The following is an 18,321-nucleotide window of genomic DNA, read 5'->3' on the forward strand; positions in this document are numbered from 1 at the left end:
CCCTCAGATAGAAATATTTACCTAACACTTAACCATTACAATGAACCTTAAATCGACAGCAGCTCTTCTGGCAGGGCTGCTAATGGCGTCCGGATCGTATGCGCAGCAGCATTCGGAGCAAAATCACTCCAAATACGTTGCACCTGCCGATCCGCTCGTGCAGCAGAAGCTTTCCAAATGGCAGGATATCAAATTCGGACTGCTGATGCACTGGGGAACATACAGCCAGTGGGGCATTGTAGAATCATGGTCACTGTGCCCGGAAGACGAAGGCTGGTGCGAACGCCGCGGGCCGCATGCACACGATTGGTTCGAATATAAGAAGGCTTACGAGGACATCGCCAAAACTTTCAACCCGGTCAAATTCAACCCTGAACGCTGGGCGAAGGCGGCCAAAGGTGCCGGGATGAAATACGTGGTGTTCACCACCAAGCACCACGACGGCTTTTCGATGTTCGATTCGAAATACACCGATTACAAAATCACCAATACGCCATTCAAAACCAATCCGAAGGCCAACGTCACCAAAGAAGTACTCGCAGCATTCCGCAACGAGGGCTTCATGACAGGCACCTATTTCTCAAAACCCGACTGGCATACCGACTCCTACTGGTGGCCTTACTTCCCGCCTAAGGACCGCAACGTTTCTTACGATCCGAAGAAGCGCCCCGAAATCTGGAACAAGTTCAAAGACTTCACTTACAACCAGATCGAAGAGCTGATGTCGGACTACGGCTCCGTAGACATTCTGTGGCTTGACGGCGGCTGGGTACGCCCGTTCAACAGCATCGATACGACCATCAGCTGGCAGAAAACGATTCCTTACGACCAGGACATCGACATGGCGCGCATTGCTAAAATGGCCCGCTCGCATCAGCCCGGCCTGCTCGTGGTAGACCGCACCGTTACCGGTGAGTTCGAAAACTACGTAACACCCGAGCAATCGATCCCTGATCATTATATGTCCATCCCGTGGGAATCCTGCATGACAATGGGTGATTCATGGTCCTATATTCCGAAGGAAAATTTCAAATCGACCCAGAAACTGGTTCACACCCTTGTTGACATTGTTGCAAAAGGTGGTAACCTCCTTTTGAACGTAGCGCCCGGCCCCGACGGCGAATGGCACGAAGAAGCCTACACGCGCCTGGAAGAGATGGGTAAATGGATGAATGTAAATGGAGTCGGTATCTACGAAACGAAACCGCTGGCTCCCTACCGCGCCGGCAAATGGGCTTATACCAAAAAAGGTAACACTACTTACGCATTCTACCTCGCCGAACCAGGCGAAAAGCTGCCAGCAAGCCTGAAACCGGAAGGCCTGGAAATCACGGCGAAAGCAAAAATCACATTTGCAGGGAATAAAAAAGCATTGAAAGTGAAGAACGGAGCGATTGAGCTGCCTGCTAAAACTGTGACAGAAGTAGGTACGCAGCCTGCTTACTTATTTGTGATTAACTAGGATTTCGGAGGAAACGACTTGTAGATTTCACCCCGGCTCAATACCCGTAAAAGTGTAACGTCGGGGTGAATGTATTCGATACCAATCCGCCAATCACCGATGCTGATCCTGTAATAATGTTCGTGGCTCTTTTGCCCTTCCATTTTGCGGTAGTCGAGCCCTGACTTTTCTAGATTCTGAGCGGCTTCAAGTTTTTCTATTACCTCGAAAACCTTGTTCTGGACGACTTTCGGCGCGTTTTTTAGATCTTTTTTAAACTTGTTGACGAAAAGTATTACCATCCCATTTCCTTTTTCAGGTCAGAAACCGGGAACCGGGGTTCATCCTTTTCGGCACGCATCAGCTCAAGCATGAAATAGTCATTCAGCTTTTCGTTTTCGATGATGGATAGGATTTGCAGCATTTCGGTTTCGCTCCAATTGCCACGTTGTTTCTTGACACTGAACGTCGGCGCCGGAATACCAATCTGTTCGGCCAGGTAAGCATTTTTATAACCCGATTTATTGATCAAAGTCGCCATATTCTTTTTCAATGCGATATAATTCTCAACGATATTTACCATAACGATCGATGATTTAAAGGAACTTGATGTTTCAATTTTCTAAATTAAAATTAAGATTTTTGTTGTGCACTATCAACTTTTCAACCAATACCTATTAATGAGCCTGCGGTGAGCAGAGAGGAACATGAGCAAAAAATTTGTGAACTCTCTTAAAAAAACGATCTTCACTCTCGATTTGCATCACCCCTATCTGTATCATCAGAAACACCTTTTCAAATGATCAAAAAAATATCCGGTCTCCTCTGCCTGACGGCGTCGATCGCTTTTGCCCAAACTCCCCCAAAACCTTACGGCGCATTGCCGGCGGCGCGTCAGATCGCATGGCACGAAACCGAAGTTTACGGTATCATGCACTTCACGCCCACCACATTCGAAAACAAGGAATGGGGCTATGGCGATGCTGACCCCAAGACTTTCAATCCAAGTGATTTCAACGCCGATCAGATCGTCCAGGCGGCCAAAGCAGGCGGGCTTCGCGGTATTGTCCTTGTGGCGAAACACCACGACGGCTTCTGCCTCTGGCCGACCAAAACGACCGACTATAATATCACCAAAAGCCCGTTCCGGGAGGGTAAGGGTGACCTCGTGCGCGAGGTGGCAGACGCAGCACGCAAGCACGGGCTGAAATTCGGGGTATATTGCTCCCCCTGGGATCGCAATAATGCCAAATACGGTACACCGGAATACATTAAAGTTTACCGTGAACAGCTCCGCGAATTGTACACCAATTACGGCGAGCTATTTATGTCGTGGCACGACGGCGCGAATGGCGGCGACGGCTACTACGGCGGCGCGAGAGAAAAACGTTCGATCGATAATACCACCTACTATCAGTGGGATTCTACCTGGACCAACTACACCCGCAAACTGCAGCCGAACGCGAATATTTTCAGCGACATCGGCTGGGACGTCCGCTGGGCAGGTAATGAGGATGGCAGCGTAAACCCGACTTCATGGGCGACATTAACACCAAAGCCCTCCGAAGGTCAGAATGTGGCCGTACCGGGCCAGGCTAATGCCACCGAGAACCCTGGCGGAACCCGGGGCGGCAAGTACTGGATCCCCGCTGAATGCGATGTTCCATTGCGCAAAGGCTGGTTCTATCACGCAAATGAGAAGCCGAAAACACCCGAAAAGCTGTTTGACCTTTACCTGAAAAGTGTAGGACGCGGCGCAGCGCTGGACCTTGGCCTTGCACCCGACACCCGCGGCCAACTGCATAACGACGACGTCGTAGCCCTCAAAACGTTCGGCGACCATGTCAAAAACACTTTCGCGACAAACCTCATCGGTCGTGCGTCGTCGAAAGCGGTGAATGTGCGTGGTTACAACTCCGTTTACAGCGCCAAAAACCTGCTCGACGGCAAACCGGACACCTATTGGGCAACCGACGACGATTTCAAAACGCCGGAAGTGGTAATTGAAATGAATCAGCCGATCGTGTTCGACATCATCAGTTTGCAGGAATACATTAAACTGGGCCAGCGGATTGAAGAATTCGCCGTTGATGCCTGGATAGGAAACGAATGGAAGGAGGTATACAAAGGTACCAGCGTGGGTGCAAAGCGCCTTGCGAAACTCGACGTACCCGTCACTTCCAATAAGGTACGTCTCCGCATCACCAAATCGCCGGTTAGTATCGCAATCAGCGAGTTTGGGGTTTATAAGGATACTGAGTAGCGCATGCAATTATACAAAAGCGCCGGTTGAAAAATCATCAACCGGCGCTTTTGCTTTTATAACAGTGTAATTCTCAAATTTGTAAATGACTTTATTCTGGATATACGCCCTGCCAGATCGTGCTTATCCAGATTTTGTTGTATCAAAAAATTAACAAAAACATCTGTATCGAGATAGCATACTTAAATAATTACATCATTGGAATCATCTGCTAGTCTGGACAAATCGATGTTCTCATCTACTTTAAGCGATGGGTATTGTCTCTGTAAAGCCTTCATTTGAAGATACACGTCGTGTTGGTTCTTAGAAGCGGCACCTTCAATTGCATAGCTCATCAGGATTGTTTTTATACAAAAAATAATACTATATCCTATTCCTTCACAAGCCGCTCCAACCGCGCGTACATTTCCAGCATCGCTCCCTGGTCAATGAGCGTTTTTACCGGTTTGCGGCCCAGGAGGTTTTTGCTGTCGCGCTCATCTTTCCAGATCCGCTCGGCATCTGCGATGAAGATTTGATAGTCGCCGGCCTGTGAATCAATTTTGTGGAGTTCTTCAAAACCGCGCAGCAACACCACATTGAACCAATAGTTGTCCGGCAACTTGTTGTTCTTGTAAAAATGCTTCTTTGAACCTTCGGCTAATGCCCTGGCTTCGTCCAGGTATTCCTTTTTACCTGTGATATTGTGCAGCAAAACCGCCGATTGCAGCATGGTGCCTGTATTGTAGGAGTATTTGGCCGAATCTATTTTCAGTGACGGTACTTTGATGGCGTCATAATAGGTCCCATCGCTTGCGCGCAGGTTCTTTTTAGTCCAATCGTAGAGGCTGATCGCCGTTTTCAGGTATTCGGGATCTTTTTTGATCTGATATAACCGCAATGCCACCAGTATTCCGGGGCCATTCGAGCAGGTGTTTTTTGTATTCTTTTCATCCTCTTTCCAATAAATGCCTCCGCCCGCCTGGTCGTCGTAGCCGGTCATCATGAACCGGTAAATTTCTTCGGCGATACTCAGGTAATCCTTTTCGCCTGTGCGGTTGTACGCGTCCAGGCACGCGATCGCGATCCATTGGTTGTCGTCGTAGAAACGGGAGTCCTTTTGCTCACTCGTCACATACGCCTGATAACCCGGGGCAGGTGCACTGGTATTGTAATATTGCCGTATGGCGCCCAAAACCGGCTTCATGTATTGCTTGCCCGGGCTTACGGCCTCCGATTCGGTCGCGGCCTGGAGCAATGCACAGAGCGGCCACAGATAAGAATGCGGCTTTTCATTCTTGCCATTGGTTTCAATGAAGAGGCCCGTCGCCGACTCGTAAAATACGCCTTCGATGTTGTGAAGAATCTGCCCGCGCCGCGATTTGTAGTCGGGCGCGGATTGGGATACGGCGAAGTCGAAGCGGGCCATGCCGAGCAAAATCAGCACCGTTGTGTACATACTTTTCATAAATAGTTTCGATTTTTTTGAGTAGAAGGAGCCACTGAGAGGTTCTCTACTTGAAAGATCCTCCTTCAATCGCCGGCCCTAAAATCGCTACCAGCGGCATTTTATCAAAATAGAATAATAAAATTTGGTTATTCTAATAATATACAAAACACTATTTTATATCCAGTTCACATCCCCTATTTTTGATTAAATCCCCCATTAACCTGGCTAATCTTCTTGACCGCATTGGACAAACATACCGACGATGCCTTGCTCTGGAATTCGTTCCGTGGTGGGGACGAGCACGCATATACGGAGCTGGCAAGGCGCTATTACCGGGTGCTTTTCCAGTACGGCCAGCGGTTCACGCATAATATGCAGTTGATCGAAGATGTGATCCAGGACCTGCTGGTACATTTATGGCTGCACCGTACGACCATCAATGAGACGCCGTCAGTGAAGTTTTACCTTATGAAGGCATTCCGCCACCGAATGCTGAAAACCATTAAACCGTTGTCCGAAGAAACCGGACTGACCGACGAATGCGATAACCTGCTGTCCGAATTTTCCAGCGAAGAGGACTGGATTAGCCGGGAAAACGATCTGGCGCTGAAAAAACAAGTCCATACGGCGATCCACCAATTGCCGGCGCGACAGCAGGAAGTCATTTACCTGCGTTTTTTTCAAAACCTGATGCCCGAGGAAATCGGCGGGCTTCTGGCCATCAACGCACAGTCGGTCAGCAACATCATTCAGCGGGCATTATCCAACCTGCGCGGGCTCTGGCGCACGCCTCCCTCCATTTCGGTTGTCCTCTGCTCTTTTTGCCAAATTTCCTCCTTGTTCTGATTTAATTTAAAAAAATACAGCCTAACCGAGTATTCCGGCGGAATAAATGGATAATGTGAAAAAAACCGCATCACTCCATGCTTCACGACCGGTCCGATCATTTACTGCAATCACTGCTCGAAAATTCCGCATTCAGATGCTGGGCAGAGGGCAGATCTGCCGAAGATGGGGCCGTTTGGCAGAAATGGGCGGCGGAACATGAACACGGGCATGCTATTCTCCGCCAGGCTGTCGAAATTGCGCGTGCGGTACCTGTACGCGACGAGCATCTGACAGACGAATACATCCAGCACAAGATCAATGACGCATTGCAAGCAGCGAAACGGCAAGAGCAAGTGGGGAACAGCCGGAAAAAAGAATCGTTTTTCCCTGTTTTCCTCTCGGGATGGAACGTAGCGGCAAGCCTGCTGATCGTTGCCGGGCTTTGCTTGGCATTGTTCCGCATTTACTACGGACATCCTGCTCCAAAAGCGGCACATACAGTCTCATCTGCAAATGCCTTGAAAGAAGTAGCCAATACGGAACGACCGTTCAAATATGTGCAGCTTCCCGACGGCAGCTCCGTGGTACTGCACCGCAACAGCACGCTCAAATACCCCCCCGCATTCAAGGGCAAGAAACGGGAAGTATACCTTACAGGCGAGGCGTTTTTTGAAGTGACCAAGAATCCCGAACAGCCGTTTTTTGTATATGCAGAAGAATTGGTCGCTAAAGTGCATGGTACCAGTTTTAGCATCAAGGCCATTGCCGATGAAAAGGAGATTACCGTTGCGGTCAAAACAGGTAAAGTCTCTGTTTTCAGCGAGCGGGCCTCTCCGCCCCTCCTTCTCACCTGCAACCAACAGGCCACATTCGAGCGAGCACATGCGAAGTTCGTACGATCGGCGCTTAAAAGCCCTGTCCTGCTGAATATCCCTATTGAAAACCAGGAATTTACTTATTCAGAAACACCTGCGGCAGCCGTTTTCGACGCGCTCGCCCAAGCTTATGGCGTGAACATGGTATTCGACCGGAACAGTCTGGCGAATTGCAGCATTACCGCAACACTCGGCGACGAGCCGCTCGAAAACAAGCTGAAATGGCTGTGCACCATCCTTGAAGCCAAATACACGATTACCGAAGACAGCATCACCATTACCGGAAACCCATGCAACTGATTATTCACTTCAAAACCCGACTATTTGGATAAAAACAACAAAGGTGAACGATGCTACCAACATCATTCACCCGTACGAAATCCCCTCTTTCTGTGCTGGCGCTAAGAAGATCCCCCGACTGGAAGTCTGTGGGACACGGGAATTATTTTGCCGATTTTTTAAACCTACAAAACAGACAAAAGTATGAAAAAAACCTTTGACCGGCAGAGTTACCTGCTCAAAATTATGAGAATCAGCCTCATACAATTGTTCATCATCATCCAGTTCTCCGGGCTCGCCGTCGCCTTCGATGGCTTCGGGCAGGAGGTACTCAACCGTCGCCTGACAATCAACATCCGCGAGCAGAAAATCGGTGCGGCCCTGGAACAGATCGGCAAGCTTTCCGGCGTGCATTTCATGTACAGCCCGGAGCTCATCCGCTCGCAGCGCAAGGTCACTTTCAGCGCCCGCGAGGAGAAACTGGAATCCATCCTCGATAATTTCCTGACACCCTTGCAGGTTTCCTATGAAGTTTCGGGAAAACAAATTCTGTTGAAAAGGGCTCCTTCCAAGCCCGCCTCCAACTTGCCTGAAGGCACAGGTACGTCCATTAAAACGATCCAGTCCATTGATTTTCAGGTTAAGGGCACCGTAAAAGACGCTACGGGCGGCACGATTCCGGGCGCCACGGTCGTCCTTAAAGGCAGCTCATCCGTAGGTACCACCACCGATGCCGACGGCGGATTTTCCCTGAACGTGCCTGATGGCAGCACTACGCTGGTGGTTTCGTCCATCGGTTTCCTCACCCAGGAGATTGATATTGCCAACAAAACGATGGTGGAGGTTACGCTTCAATCTGACATCAAGTCGCTGAGCGAGGTGGTAGTAACGGGTTATTCGTCTCAATCGAAACGCGATATTACCGGCGCCGTGTCGACCGTTGACGCTACCGAGCTCACCAAGGTAGCTGCCCCGAACGTGGCGCAGCAATTGCAGGGACGTGTGGCGGGGGTAACCGTTACGTCCAACAACACGCCGGGAGGCGAGGCGACCGTCCGCATCCGCGGTTTTGGTACGATCAACAACAACGACCCCCTTTACGTCATCGACGGCGTGCCTACCAAAGGCGGCCTGAACAGCATTAACCCGAACAATATCGAGTCGATGCAAGTATTGAAGGATGCTTCTTCCGCTTCTATCTACGGTTCGCGCGCCGCCAATGGGGTGATTATCATCACTACTAAGAAAGGAAAAGTCGGCGCGCCCAGATTTACATTCAATTCCCGCGCAGGCTTCCAGACCGGCAAAGTAGACCTGGGCCTGATCAAAGACCCACAGCAATTCGGCGACCTCTTGTGGACGCAACGGAGAAATGCAGGCGTGCTGACGAACGGCAACCCCTCGCACCAGCAATATGGCAACGGCCCTACCGCCGTGGTACCTGATTACATTCTGGCAGGATCCAGCTACGGCCTTTTTGAAGGCGATCCAAAGACTGACCCTTCCCTTTACAACTACAACCGAACCGGATTTTACCAGATCGTAAAGGCCAACAAACAAGGCACCGACTGGCACAAGGAAATCCTGCGCCCGGCGGCCATTCAGGAATATAATATCGGTGCAAATGGTGGTACCGAGAATGGCCGCTATGCCATCGCGCTCAACTATTTCAAACAGGATGGTGTACTGATCCATACTTCGTTCGATCGCTACTCGATCCGCTCGAATACCGAGTTTACTTTCAAAAAACGCATCCGCCTCGGGGAGAACCTGGAACTGAGCTACACTGAAAACAAAGGCTATTATAACGCGAACGGTACGGCCAGCACCACCAACAACCAGGACGGCAACCCGATCGGTAACGGTTACCGCATTCCTTCAATCATTCCGGTGTACGACATTATGGGCAATTTCGCTGCTACCCGTGCCGCCGGTCTGGGCCCAGCCACCAACCCCGTCGCGCAGCTATGGAGAAGCCGCAACAACCAGACCAACACGTTGCGCGCATTTGGTAATGCATACCTCGAAGTGGATATCCTGAAAGACCTGACCGCCAAATCCAGCATCGGTATCGACTTCATCAATGCTAACCGCGTGAGCTATACCCTGCTTGACCTTGAAGAAGCTGAAATCGAAGCAGCCAATGCGATGACGAACGGAAATGCTTACGACATCAACTGGACGTGGTCGAATACATTGAATTATACCAAAAACCTGGGCACGTCGCACAAAATCAGCGTACTGGCGGGTACTGAGGCCATTAAAGGTACCGGCCGCGACTTCTCTGGAACGCGGACTACGTTTTTCTCGGAAGACCCGTTATATATGTACCTCAACTCCGGCACCGCAGGCATTGCCAACACCGGCGCCGGATACGAGTGGGCCTTGTTCTCCATTTTCGGAAAAGCGAACTACTCATTCAAGGACCGCTACCTGTTAGAAGCTACGGTACGCCGCGATGGTTCCTCACGCTTCGGGCAAAACAACCGCTATGGTACATTCCCTGCATTCAGCGCGGGATGGCGCTTGTCGGAAGAAAGTTTTATGAAAAGCATTCCCTGGCTGGATGATCTCAAACTACGTGCGGGCTGGGGACAGACCGGTAACCAGGAGATTGGAAACTACAATGGTTTCAGCACCTACCGTTCGAGCCTGAGCCAGTCGTCGTACGCGATCGACGGATCAAACAATGCGGTACAGCCGGGCTTCGATACCGAGGCTTTCGGTAACCAGAATGCGAAATGGGAAACCACGACGCAGACCAACGTGGGTATCGACGCGACTTTCCTGAAAGGGATGTTCGGTCTGAACCTCGATTTGTACAACCGTACTACTTCCGACATGCTTTACCAGGTGGCATTGCCTGCAACACAGGGGGTTGCAACGATTCCTTTCGTGAATGTGGGCGAAATGAACAACAAGGGTATCGACCTCGGCATCGACTTCCACAACAAAGCATTGAACGGCGACCTGACCTACTCCGTGGGCGTCAATTTCTCTACCTATAAAAACGAGGTCAAAAAGCTGAACAACAGTGCCACCGCTGTGCTCCTGGGGCCTTCGATCCGCAGTTACACCTGGACACGCTCGGTGGCTGGTATGCCATTGTACTCATTCTATGGCTTGCAGATCGACGGCATTTACCAGAACCAGGGCGAAGTGGACAACGGTCCGAAATATCCGGGCTATGCGGCTGTGGGTAAATACAAATACCACGATACTGACGGCGACGGCACCATTACCGACAACGACCGCAAGTTCCTCGGCAACCCGCACCCAGACTTCACTTACGGTATCAATCTGAGTGTAGGCTACAAAAACTTCGACCTCTCGGCATTCTTCCAGGGCGTGAAGGGCAACCAGATTATCAACATGGTGAAACGCTGGGTAGATTTCAATAACCAGGCCGGTAACCGCAGCCTCCGCATGCTCAACGACTCCTGGACGCCTGAAAACCCGGACGCCGTATTACCGATCCTCGATGCGAACGACAGCCGCAGCCAACAGCCTTCGAGCTATTTCATCGAGGACGGCTCCTACCTCCGCATGAAAAACCTGACGCTCGGCTACACATTACCTGCCGGTGTGTTGTCCAAAATCGGTTTCGAGAGCGCACGCGTGTATTTGCAGGCGCAAAACCTTTTCACAATCACCAAATACAGCGGCATCGATCCCGAGGTTACCTCGGTAGGTTCTACCCCAGGCAGCACGGTTTTGGGCGTGGATCAGGGCAATTATCCCAATTCGAAGATGTATCAGATCGGTATCAATTTCGGGTTCTAGTTTGGTTTAATAAATCTTTAACACGGCATCATTCTCATTATTAAATATGAAAAAGAGCGTATTAGCATTAACAGCAATGGTCTGCGTGGGCGTACTCACCTCCTGCGGAGACAGTTTTCTCGAAACCACGCCGCTGGGGGTGGGCAACGAGGCCATGCTTGCGAATAAAACCGGCGTCAATGCGGTATTGATTGGCGCATACAGTTTGCTCGACGGCGTTGGTTCAGGACCGGTAAATACTTCGTCGGTCAGCAACTGGATTTACGGTTCCATCGCCTCCGACGATGCCTATAAAGGCAGTGACGTGGGCGACCAGGCGCAAATCACGACCATCGAACGCTACATTGCCCAAGCCGACATCGGGGCTTACAACGACAAATGGGTGTCCGTTTACGACGGTGTTTCGCGGTCTAACAACGTGATTAACCTGATCGCCAAGGCTACTGATATGACCGCGGCCGAAAAAGCGCAAGCCCTCGGCGAGGCCCGCTTTCTGCGTGCATGGTATCATTTCGAAGCGAAAAAGCTCTGGAATATGGTGCCTTACGTGGACGAAACCGTCACCGACTACATCAATCTGCCCAATGACAAGGATATCTGGCCGAACATTGAGGCGGATATTCAATTCGCAATCGACAATATGTCGGCGACGAAGGCGCAGGTAGGCCGTGCGAGCAAATGGACTGCCAAGGCGTTACTCGCCAAAGTCCATATGTACCAACGGGATTACCTCGCCGCCAAGCCTTTGCTCGACGACGTGATCAGCAATGGCCCGTTCTCGCTCGTGAACAGCTTTCATGACAACTTCCGTATTGCCACGGAGAACAACTCGGAATCCATTTTTGAAGTACAAATGTCTGTTGCCGATGGCGGCGCGGGCCAAAACGGAAGCTGGGGTGATAACTATAATTTCCCTTACGGCTCGGCTCCCGGCGGTTGCTGCGGGTTTTTCCAGCCTACCCAAAATCTTGTGAATGCATTCAAGACCGACGCCAGCGGGCTTCCATTGCTGGATACTTTCAATGATGTGGATGTGAAGAATGACGAAGGGCTTTCTTCTACCGATGCATTTACGCCGTATGAAGGCACCCTGGACCCGCGCCTTGATTGGACCGTGGGCCGTCGTGGACTGCCATTCCTGAACTGGGGCATTCACCCGGGTAAAAACTGGATCCGCGACCAGAGCTTTGGCGGGCCTTACACTTTCAAAAAGTTCTTCGCTTACAGCGGTGAAAATGCAGGCGCCGAGTCGCCCCGTGCCAATGCGAACAACTACCGCGCCATTCGCCTGGCCGACATTCTGCTGATGCGCGCCGAAGTGGCCGTGGAAGACAACGATCTCGCAACCGCATTGAAACTCGTGAATCAGATACGCACCCGCGCAGCCAACGTAGTGGTGCTCGATGCGGCGAACAAACCTGCCGCAAATTACCTTGTAAAACCTTACCCAGCATTTGCGAACCAGGAATACGCCCGGAAAGCGGTGCGTTTCGAGCGGCGCCTGGAACTCGCCATGGAGGGCCACCGGCATTTCGACCTGGTACGCTGGGGCAATGCGGATGTGGTGCTGAATGCCTACCTGACCAAGGAAAGTAAGAAACGTACCTATCTCGCCGGCGCCACTTTCGTGAAAGATAAAAGCGAGTATTTCCCCATTCCCCAGGCGCAGATAGATATCATGGGGGCAAACGTTTTGAAGCAAAATCCATAAAAGTGACAAATTTTTAATATTATTATCCAAAAATTATCACTCAATGATGCCTCACGAACAGGATAATACTTCACGGCGCGATTGGCTTAAAACCATCGCACTCGGCGGCGCGGCGGCGATGACCGGCCACGTTGCACAAGCGGAAACAGCCCCGGCACCCGCTGCACGCAGGATTCCTATTGCCGTCTCAACCTACTCCTACTGGCACTTCCAGGAACAGAAGTACCCGATCGACAAAGTGATCGAGGACGCGGCCAGGCTTGGCTTCGACGGCGTGGAAATCCTGCACCGGCAAATGGATAACGAGACCATCCCCTACATGAACAAGCTGAAAAGGCTTGCATTCGATAATGGATTGGCGCTTCCGCTTCTCTCTATCCATCAGAGCTTTGTGCAGCCGAAGCCGGAAGATCGAAAAAAGGACATTGAACATACCTTAAAATGTATTAACCTTGCGACCCAAATGGGGATTCCGGCGATCCGGATGAACACGGGGAGCTGGCGGACGGTGAAGCGCGATGCCAACTATTACAAAGATGGCAAAGAGCCGCCGATCCAGGGTTTCACGGATCAGGACGCCATCAAATGGTGTATCGAATCGATGCAGGAATGCCTGGTGGCCGCCGAGAAAGCGGGGATCGTGCTTGCGATCGAAAACCACTGGGGGCTTTCGTCGAACATCGATTACCTGCTCGAAATCTATAAGCCGCTGGCCTCATCTCCGGCGATGGGTATGAATGTCGATACCGGTAATTTCGTAGGCGATCCCTATCCGCAGTTCGAACGCCTGGCGCCCTACGCGACGATCGTTCAGGCCAAGACCTATTACGGCGGAGGCCATTATTACGACCTCGATCTGGATTACAAACGGATCGCGGGCATTTTAAGGAAGGCGAATTTCAAAGGTTACGTATCGCTCGAAATGGAAGGGAAAGAAGACCCGGCCACAGCGGTGCCCAAAAGCCTGAAAGTATTACGCGAAGCGCTGAGCTAGAACGCCTTTTGCTTCGCAAAGATTTTCATAATTATATTCTGTAGTTAATAAAGTGCTGCTTCTCTGGGGCCGCACTTTTTGTTTTTAATAATGCCACCAAGACACGAATAAACACGAATAGGATCTTCGTGTTTATTCGTGTCTTGGTGGCTAATTACATCGCCGCGAAGAACCTCTCACAATCAGTTCCGTACTCAAAACCCGCTTCTCATTGACGATAATTTCCTCCGCATCTACCAACTGCAAAATCCATTCTGCGGTAGTGCGACCGATTTGCATAGTAGGCTGGCGAACGGTAGTAAGGCCGGGGCCAATGTAAGCGGACTCCGCATTGTCGCTGAAACCTACTACGCCGAGTTCATCGGGAATGGAAATACCTTTTTCCATGGCCATCAGCATGATTTCAATGGCCGAAGAATCGTTGACGGCGAAGATCGCGTCGGGGCGGTCGATGAGGTCGAGGAGGTACTGGCCGTAAATGCGGGCTTTCTGCTGCGTGAGCATGCCCTGAATGATCATATGGTCCTGAACGGGCTTTCCATATTTCTCCATCGCCGCCCGGTAACCGCGCAACCGCTCCTGGCTAACCTGCAGCGTAAGCGGCCCGCCGAGGTGCGCAATGCGTTCGTAGCCGTTCAAAATCAGATGCTCCACGGCTTTAAACGATGCTTCGAAATCGTTTACGACCACTTTCGGTACGTCGATCTGATCGCAGACGCGGTTGAACTGGATGAGCGGGATTCCGCGCTTGGCGAAAAGACTAAGGTGATCGAAATTGTTGGTTTCCTGCGTAAGCGAAATGAGCAGTCCGTCGATCCGGTTCGCCAGCATTGCCTTCGTATTCGATATCTCGACCTGGTACGATTCATTACTCTGCATGATGGTCAGGTTATACCCGGCCCCGGTCAGCACTTCGTGGGCACCGATGATCACATTCGGAAAAAATTGGTTCTGAAATTCTGGAACGATCATTCCAATTGTATTCGTCCTGCTTTTGACAAGATTATACGCCAGCTGGTTAGGCTGGTAATCGAGTTGGGCGGCTTTGTCGAGTACAGCCTGGCGCGTCTCCGGGCTGATGTCCGCATGCCCGTGCAAGGCGCGCGAGACAGTCGAATTGGATACTCCCAGCGATTTGGCGATATCGATGATCGTCGTCTGGTGCCGTTTGCGTTTAACCAGCGACGCAATCGAATCGTCCTTCTCTGAATGCGTAAAATAGTAGTTGCACCATTTGCACAGGTAGCGCTGCTTACCTCTCACATAGCCCGCCTTCATGATGCCATCTACCTGCGCGCACTTCACACACTGAATCATATAATCTTTGTACTTTTTAAATAAACCGCTCTTCGAATACTTTATCGGAATCTTCCTCCGGCTCTCTTCACAAAAATATAAAAATCTCCTATTAATCATCCGCAAAACCATATATCGGTATCGTTTCCGCAAACGTTACCGATACTTTTTGTTTAATTCCCGGAAATTTATGGGCTAAAACCCGTTCGGCATCGCCTCATCGGGCGACTATATTTAGGTAAAAACCGCATTTCAGCAGGGGTATTCAAAAGTATAGTCCCCCACCGCTAACGCTGTTTCGATATAATAAAATTGTACTATTTCAATTTTACCACTTTAAATCAAACCCTAATTTTTACCTACATGAAGAAAAAAATACGTGACCTGTTCCTGCTCAGCCTCCTGTGTCTGGGCATTGCGCAGTCGCTGCTCGCACAGAATGTGACAGTGAAAGGCAAAGTGACCGACGAAAAGGGCGAAATGATTCCCGGTGCAAGCGTGACTGTAAAAGGTTCTCAGCAAGGAACATTGACAGACGCCGAAGGTATGTACTCCATCGACGTGGCAAATAATGCGACGCTCGTGTTCTCATTCCTTGGCTACCTCAAAGAAGAAGTGGCCGTATCCAACCGCTCGACCATCGACGTTTCGCTCAAAACTGACACCAAGGCGTTGGAAGAGGTAGTCGTAGTCGGTTATGGAACACAACGCAAGGTGGAAACCACCGGCTCGATCGCCTCGGTGAAGGCAGCGGACCTGGTACAGACACCGGTCGCGAATATCGCGCAGGGTTTGCAGGCACGTGTTGCGGGGGTACAGATCAACCAGAACTCTGGCTCACCGGGTGGTAACATCAGCGTGAGGATTCGTGGTACCAACTCCATCAATGGTTCTTCCGAACCGCTCTATGTTATAGATGGTATTCAGGTTTCAAATGGTGGTGGAATAACGGATGTAAGCCCGCTTTCAACGATTAACCCCAATGATATTGAGTCGGTTGAAGTATTGAAAGACGCTTCCGCTTCGGCTATTTATGGTGCCAGAGCTGCCAACGGCGTAATCCTGATTACTACCAAACGCGGTAAAAATGGCGGTACACGGGTAACATACGACGGTTACTACGGCTCGCAAAAGGTGAACAAAACGCTGGATGTCCTCAATGCTTCACAGTTTGCAGAACTGGAAAATGAGGTATTCAAAAATAACTACTATCCCGACCCAGCCTCACTCGGCGAAGGTGTTAACTGGCAAAAACTGATTTTCCGTAAGGCGCCAATCCAAAACCATCAGCTATCCATAAACGGTGGCAGTGAAAAGACGCAGCTAGCCATGTCACTTAACTATTTCGACCAGGACGGGACGCTGATCGGCTCGCAATTCCAGCGTTATTCCTACCGCCTGAACCTCGACCATCGCATCAGCAAAAATGTTAAAGTAGGCACGAGTATCCTGGGCAGCTATTCCATCGCGAACGGTATCCAAACGGGGGGCACCAACATTGGCGACGGCGGCGCGGTACTTTCGTCCGTTTTGGGAGCGGCTATCGGCGCACCGCCTACTCTCCAACCCTACCGTGCCGACGGTAGTATTTTCCCTTTTGGCGAACAAGCCGGCGGCCAGTATCGCGAGGTTGTCAACCCGTTGAATTTCTCAGCTGTCCTCAACAAACGTTCGATCAAACGGACGCTCGCTAACATTTACGGCGAAATCTCGCTTTTGAAAGGACTCACCTACCGCGCGTCATTCAATCTCGATCAGAAAGGCGAACTTTTTGATGGCTATTCGCCTCGCTCGATCGTTAACAAAAGCGACCTGAACGACAATTCCGGCTCCGGTACCAAAGCGAACTCCAATTATCTCGCATTGCTCCATGAAAGCATCCTGACGTACAGCACCACTTTTGCTAAAAACCATTCATTCAAGGCCACAGCCGTATTTGGTACCCAGCTTGAACAAGGCAATTCCAACACCATGAATGCCTCAGGCTTCCCGAACGACGCGACGAAAAACGAAGCCATGCAACTCGCATTGACCCGCACCATCAGCAGCGGCAGGAGCAGCCAGCGGCTCGATTCGTATATGGCGCGAGTAAATTATGGTTTCAAAGACAAGTTTTTCCTTGACATTACTGCCCGCGCCGATGGTTCGAGCAAGTTTGGGGCCAATCATAAATACGGGGTATTTCCAGCAGTATCAGCCGCGTACCGGATCATCGAGGAGCCATTCATGAAGGATATCAGTTGGCTTTCGGATTTCAAACTGCGCGGTAGTTACGGTATCACAGGGAACGCAGGGGGGATCGATCCTTACCAATCGCTGTCCACTGTGGCTTCCGGCAACAGCTACATGATTAACCACACCTATGTTACAGGCATTGAACCCACAGGCATCGCCAACCCGGACCTGCGCTGGGAACGGTCCAAACAGGCCAACATCGGGATCGATATCAGCCTGCTGAACAACCGCATCAGCGTTATCGCCGATGTGTACCACAAGAAAACGGATGACTTGCTCTATGTAAAAACGCTTCCATTGAGCTCCGGTTATGGCGCTATTACCGGGAACTTCGCCGCACTGCAAAACAAAGGGCTCGAACTGGCTGTCAACGCGCGTATCCTGGACGGCAAACTGAAATGGGATGTTTCAGCCAATACGACAATCAACCGCAACAAGGTGCTGGGTCTCGATGGCGGCATTACCACCGAGCGCTTCATGACAACCTACACCATTCTCAAAGTGGGACAGCCGCTGGGTATGTTCAAAACCTATGTTTTCGATGGGGTTAATCAAACCGGCGAAACCATTTTACCGGGATACGATGGTCGCGTGGGTGGTCATAAAGTAAAAGACGTAACCGGCGACGGCCAGATCACGGCAGCAGACCAGGTTATCGTGGGCAATCCGAATCCGAAATTCATCTATGGTTTTTCCACCAATTTATCCTACGCCGGATTCGACTTTGCGGCATTTATCTCAGGCTCGCAGGGCAACGATATCTACAACGCCAGCCGCCTGTCGTTTGAAAATCCGCTGGGACAGCGCAACCTGTTGGCGGGAGTGGCCAATCGCTGGTCACCTACCAATCCCAGCAATCAGTATGTCAGCGGCTTCCAGGGAGGCCGACTGCCTATCAGTAACTACGTGGTGGAAAACGGCTCCTACCTCCGCTGCAAAAACATTACGCTGGGCTACACGGTGCCGCGGTTCAAGGGTGTACAAGGCATTCGCCTGTACGTGAGTGCAAATAATCTTTTCACAATTACCAAATACAGCGGCTATGATCCAGAAGTGAATACCTACGCAGGTTCGAACACGATCATCGGGGTCGACAACTTCGTGTACCCGCAGTCCAAATCGTTCCTGGGCGGTATCCAGGTTACATTCTGATTCATGCAAAATCCTCTTGCCGACTTCGAGTCCCA

Annotated in this window: 12 protein-coding genes; 8 read left to right on the forward strand and 4 right to left on the reverse strand. The window is 50.8% G+C overall.

Translation table 11 applies throughout. The annotated features are described in order from the left end of the window. The first annotated feature begins 40 nt into the window (after positions 1–40). Positions 41–1,462 (forward strand): alpha-L-fucosidase, encoded by a 1,422-nt coding sequence (locus AC2YIT_RS01745; protein WP_487278045.1) that lies wholly within the window; start codon positions 41–43, stop codon positions 1,460–1,462. Here AC2YIT_RS01745 and AC2YIT_RS01750 read toward each other — a convergent pair. Together AC2YIT_RS01750 and AC2YIT_RS01755 are read right to left on the reverse strand one after the other, a co-directional pair. After that, complete coding sequence (locus tag AC2YIT_RS01750) at positions 1,459–1,743, reverse strand: type II toxin-antitoxin system RelE family toxin (protein ID WP_487278046.1); 285 nt, start codon at positions 1,741–1,743, stop codon at positions 1,459–1,461. The two genes, AC2YIT_RS01745 and AC2YIT_RS01750, sit on opposite strands and share 4 nt — an antisense overlap. Continuing rightward, positions 1,737–2,024: a hypothetical protein gene (locus tag AC2YIT_RS01755; RefSeq protein WP_430843050.1), complete on the reverse strand. Its 288-nt coding sequence runs from the start codon at positions 2,022–2,024 to the stop codon at positions 1,737–1,739. The genes AC2YIT_RS01750 and AC2YIT_RS01755 overlap by 7 nt, the downstream gene beginning before the upstream one ends. Positions 2,025–2,240: 216 nt before the next feature. Here AC2YIT_RS01755 and AC2YIT_RS01760 point away from each other — a divergent pair, with 216 nt between their 5' ends. Then, positions 2,241–3,704: an alpha-L-fucosidase gene (locus tag AC2YIT_RS01760; protein WP_487278047.1), complete on the forward strand. Its 1,464-nt coding sequence runs from the start codon at positions 2,241–2,243 to the stop codon at positions 3,702–3,704. 370 nt (positions 3,705–4,074) lie between these two features. Here the strand turns inward: AC2YIT_RS01760 and AC2YIT_RS01765 are convergent, their stop codons facing one another. Next, positions 4,075–5,151 (reverse strand): glycoside hydrolase family 76 protein, encoded by a 1,077-nt coding sequence (locus AC2YIT_RS01765; RefSeq protein ID WP_487278048.1) that lies wholly within the window; start codon positions 5,149–5,151, stop codon positions 4,075–4,077. A gap of 216 nt (positions 5,152–5,367) precedes the next feature. Between AC2YIT_RS01765 and AC2YIT_RS01770 the strand changes: the two genes are divergently transcribed. The 5 genes from AC2YIT_RS01770 to AC2YIT_RS01790 all read left to right on the forward strand — a co-directional run bounded on the left by AC2YIT_RS01770 (position 5,368) and on the right by AC2YIT_RS01790 (position 13,603). Further along, on the forward strand, positions 5,368–5,979 hold the full coding sequence (locus tag AC2YIT_RS01770) for an RNA polymerase sigma factor (protein WP_487278049.1): 612 nt from the start codon (positions 5,368–5,370) through the stop codon (positions 5,977–5,979). Positions 5,980–6,056: 77 nt separating this feature from the next. After that, positions 6,057–7,136, forward strand: coding sequence for a FecR family protein (locus AC2YIT_RS01775; protein ID WP_430843040.1), 1,080 nt, complete (start codon positions 6,057–6,059; stop codon positions 7,134–7,136). A gap of 183 nt (positions 7,137–7,319) precedes the next feature. Next, the gene (locus tag AC2YIT_RS01780) at positions 7,320–10,898 is read left to right on the forward strand and encodes a SusC/RagA family TonB-linked outer membrane protein (protein ID WP_487278050.1); all 3,579 of its coding nucleotides are present in this window, start codon (positions 7,320–7,322) and stop codon (positions 10,896–10,898) included. A gap of 46 nt (positions 10,899–10,944) precedes the next feature. Continuing rightward, positions 10,945–12,609, forward strand: coding sequence for a RagB/SusD family nutrient uptake outer membrane protein (locus AC2YIT_RS01785; protein ID WP_487278051.1), 1,665 nt, complete (start codon positions 10,945–10,947; stop codon positions 12,607–12,609). A 43-nt stretch (positions 12,610–12,652) separates the two neighbouring features. Beyond that, positions 12,653–13,603: a sugar phosphate isomerase/epimerase family protein gene (locus AC2YIT_RS01790; RefSeq protein ID WP_487278052.1), complete on the forward strand. Its 951-nt coding sequence runs from the start codon at positions 12,653–12,655 to the stop codon at positions 13,601–13,603. Between the two features lie 150 nt (positions 13,604–13,753). Here AC2YIT_RS01790 and AC2YIT_RS01795 read toward each other — a convergent pair whose 3' ends face one another. Further along, positions 13,754–14,920, reverse strand: a complete 1,167-nt coding sequence (locus tag AC2YIT_RS01795) for a LacI family DNA-binding transcriptional regulator (RefSeq protein ID WP_487278053.1) — start codon at positions 14,918–14,920, stop codon at positions 13,754–13,756. Between the two features lie 342 nt (positions 14,921–15,262). On the opposite strand from AC2YIT_RS01795, the gene AC2YIT_RS01800 reads away from it, so the two are divergent. Further along, complete coding sequence (locus AC2YIT_RS01800) at positions 15,263–18,286, forward strand: SusC/RagA family TonB-linked outer membrane protein (protein WP_487278054.1); 3,024 nt, start codon at positions 15,263–15,265, stop codon at positions 18,284–18,286. Positions 18,287–18,321: the final 35 nt, after the last annotated feature.

The organism is Dyadobacter sp. SRI_021 (assembly GCF_057586235.1).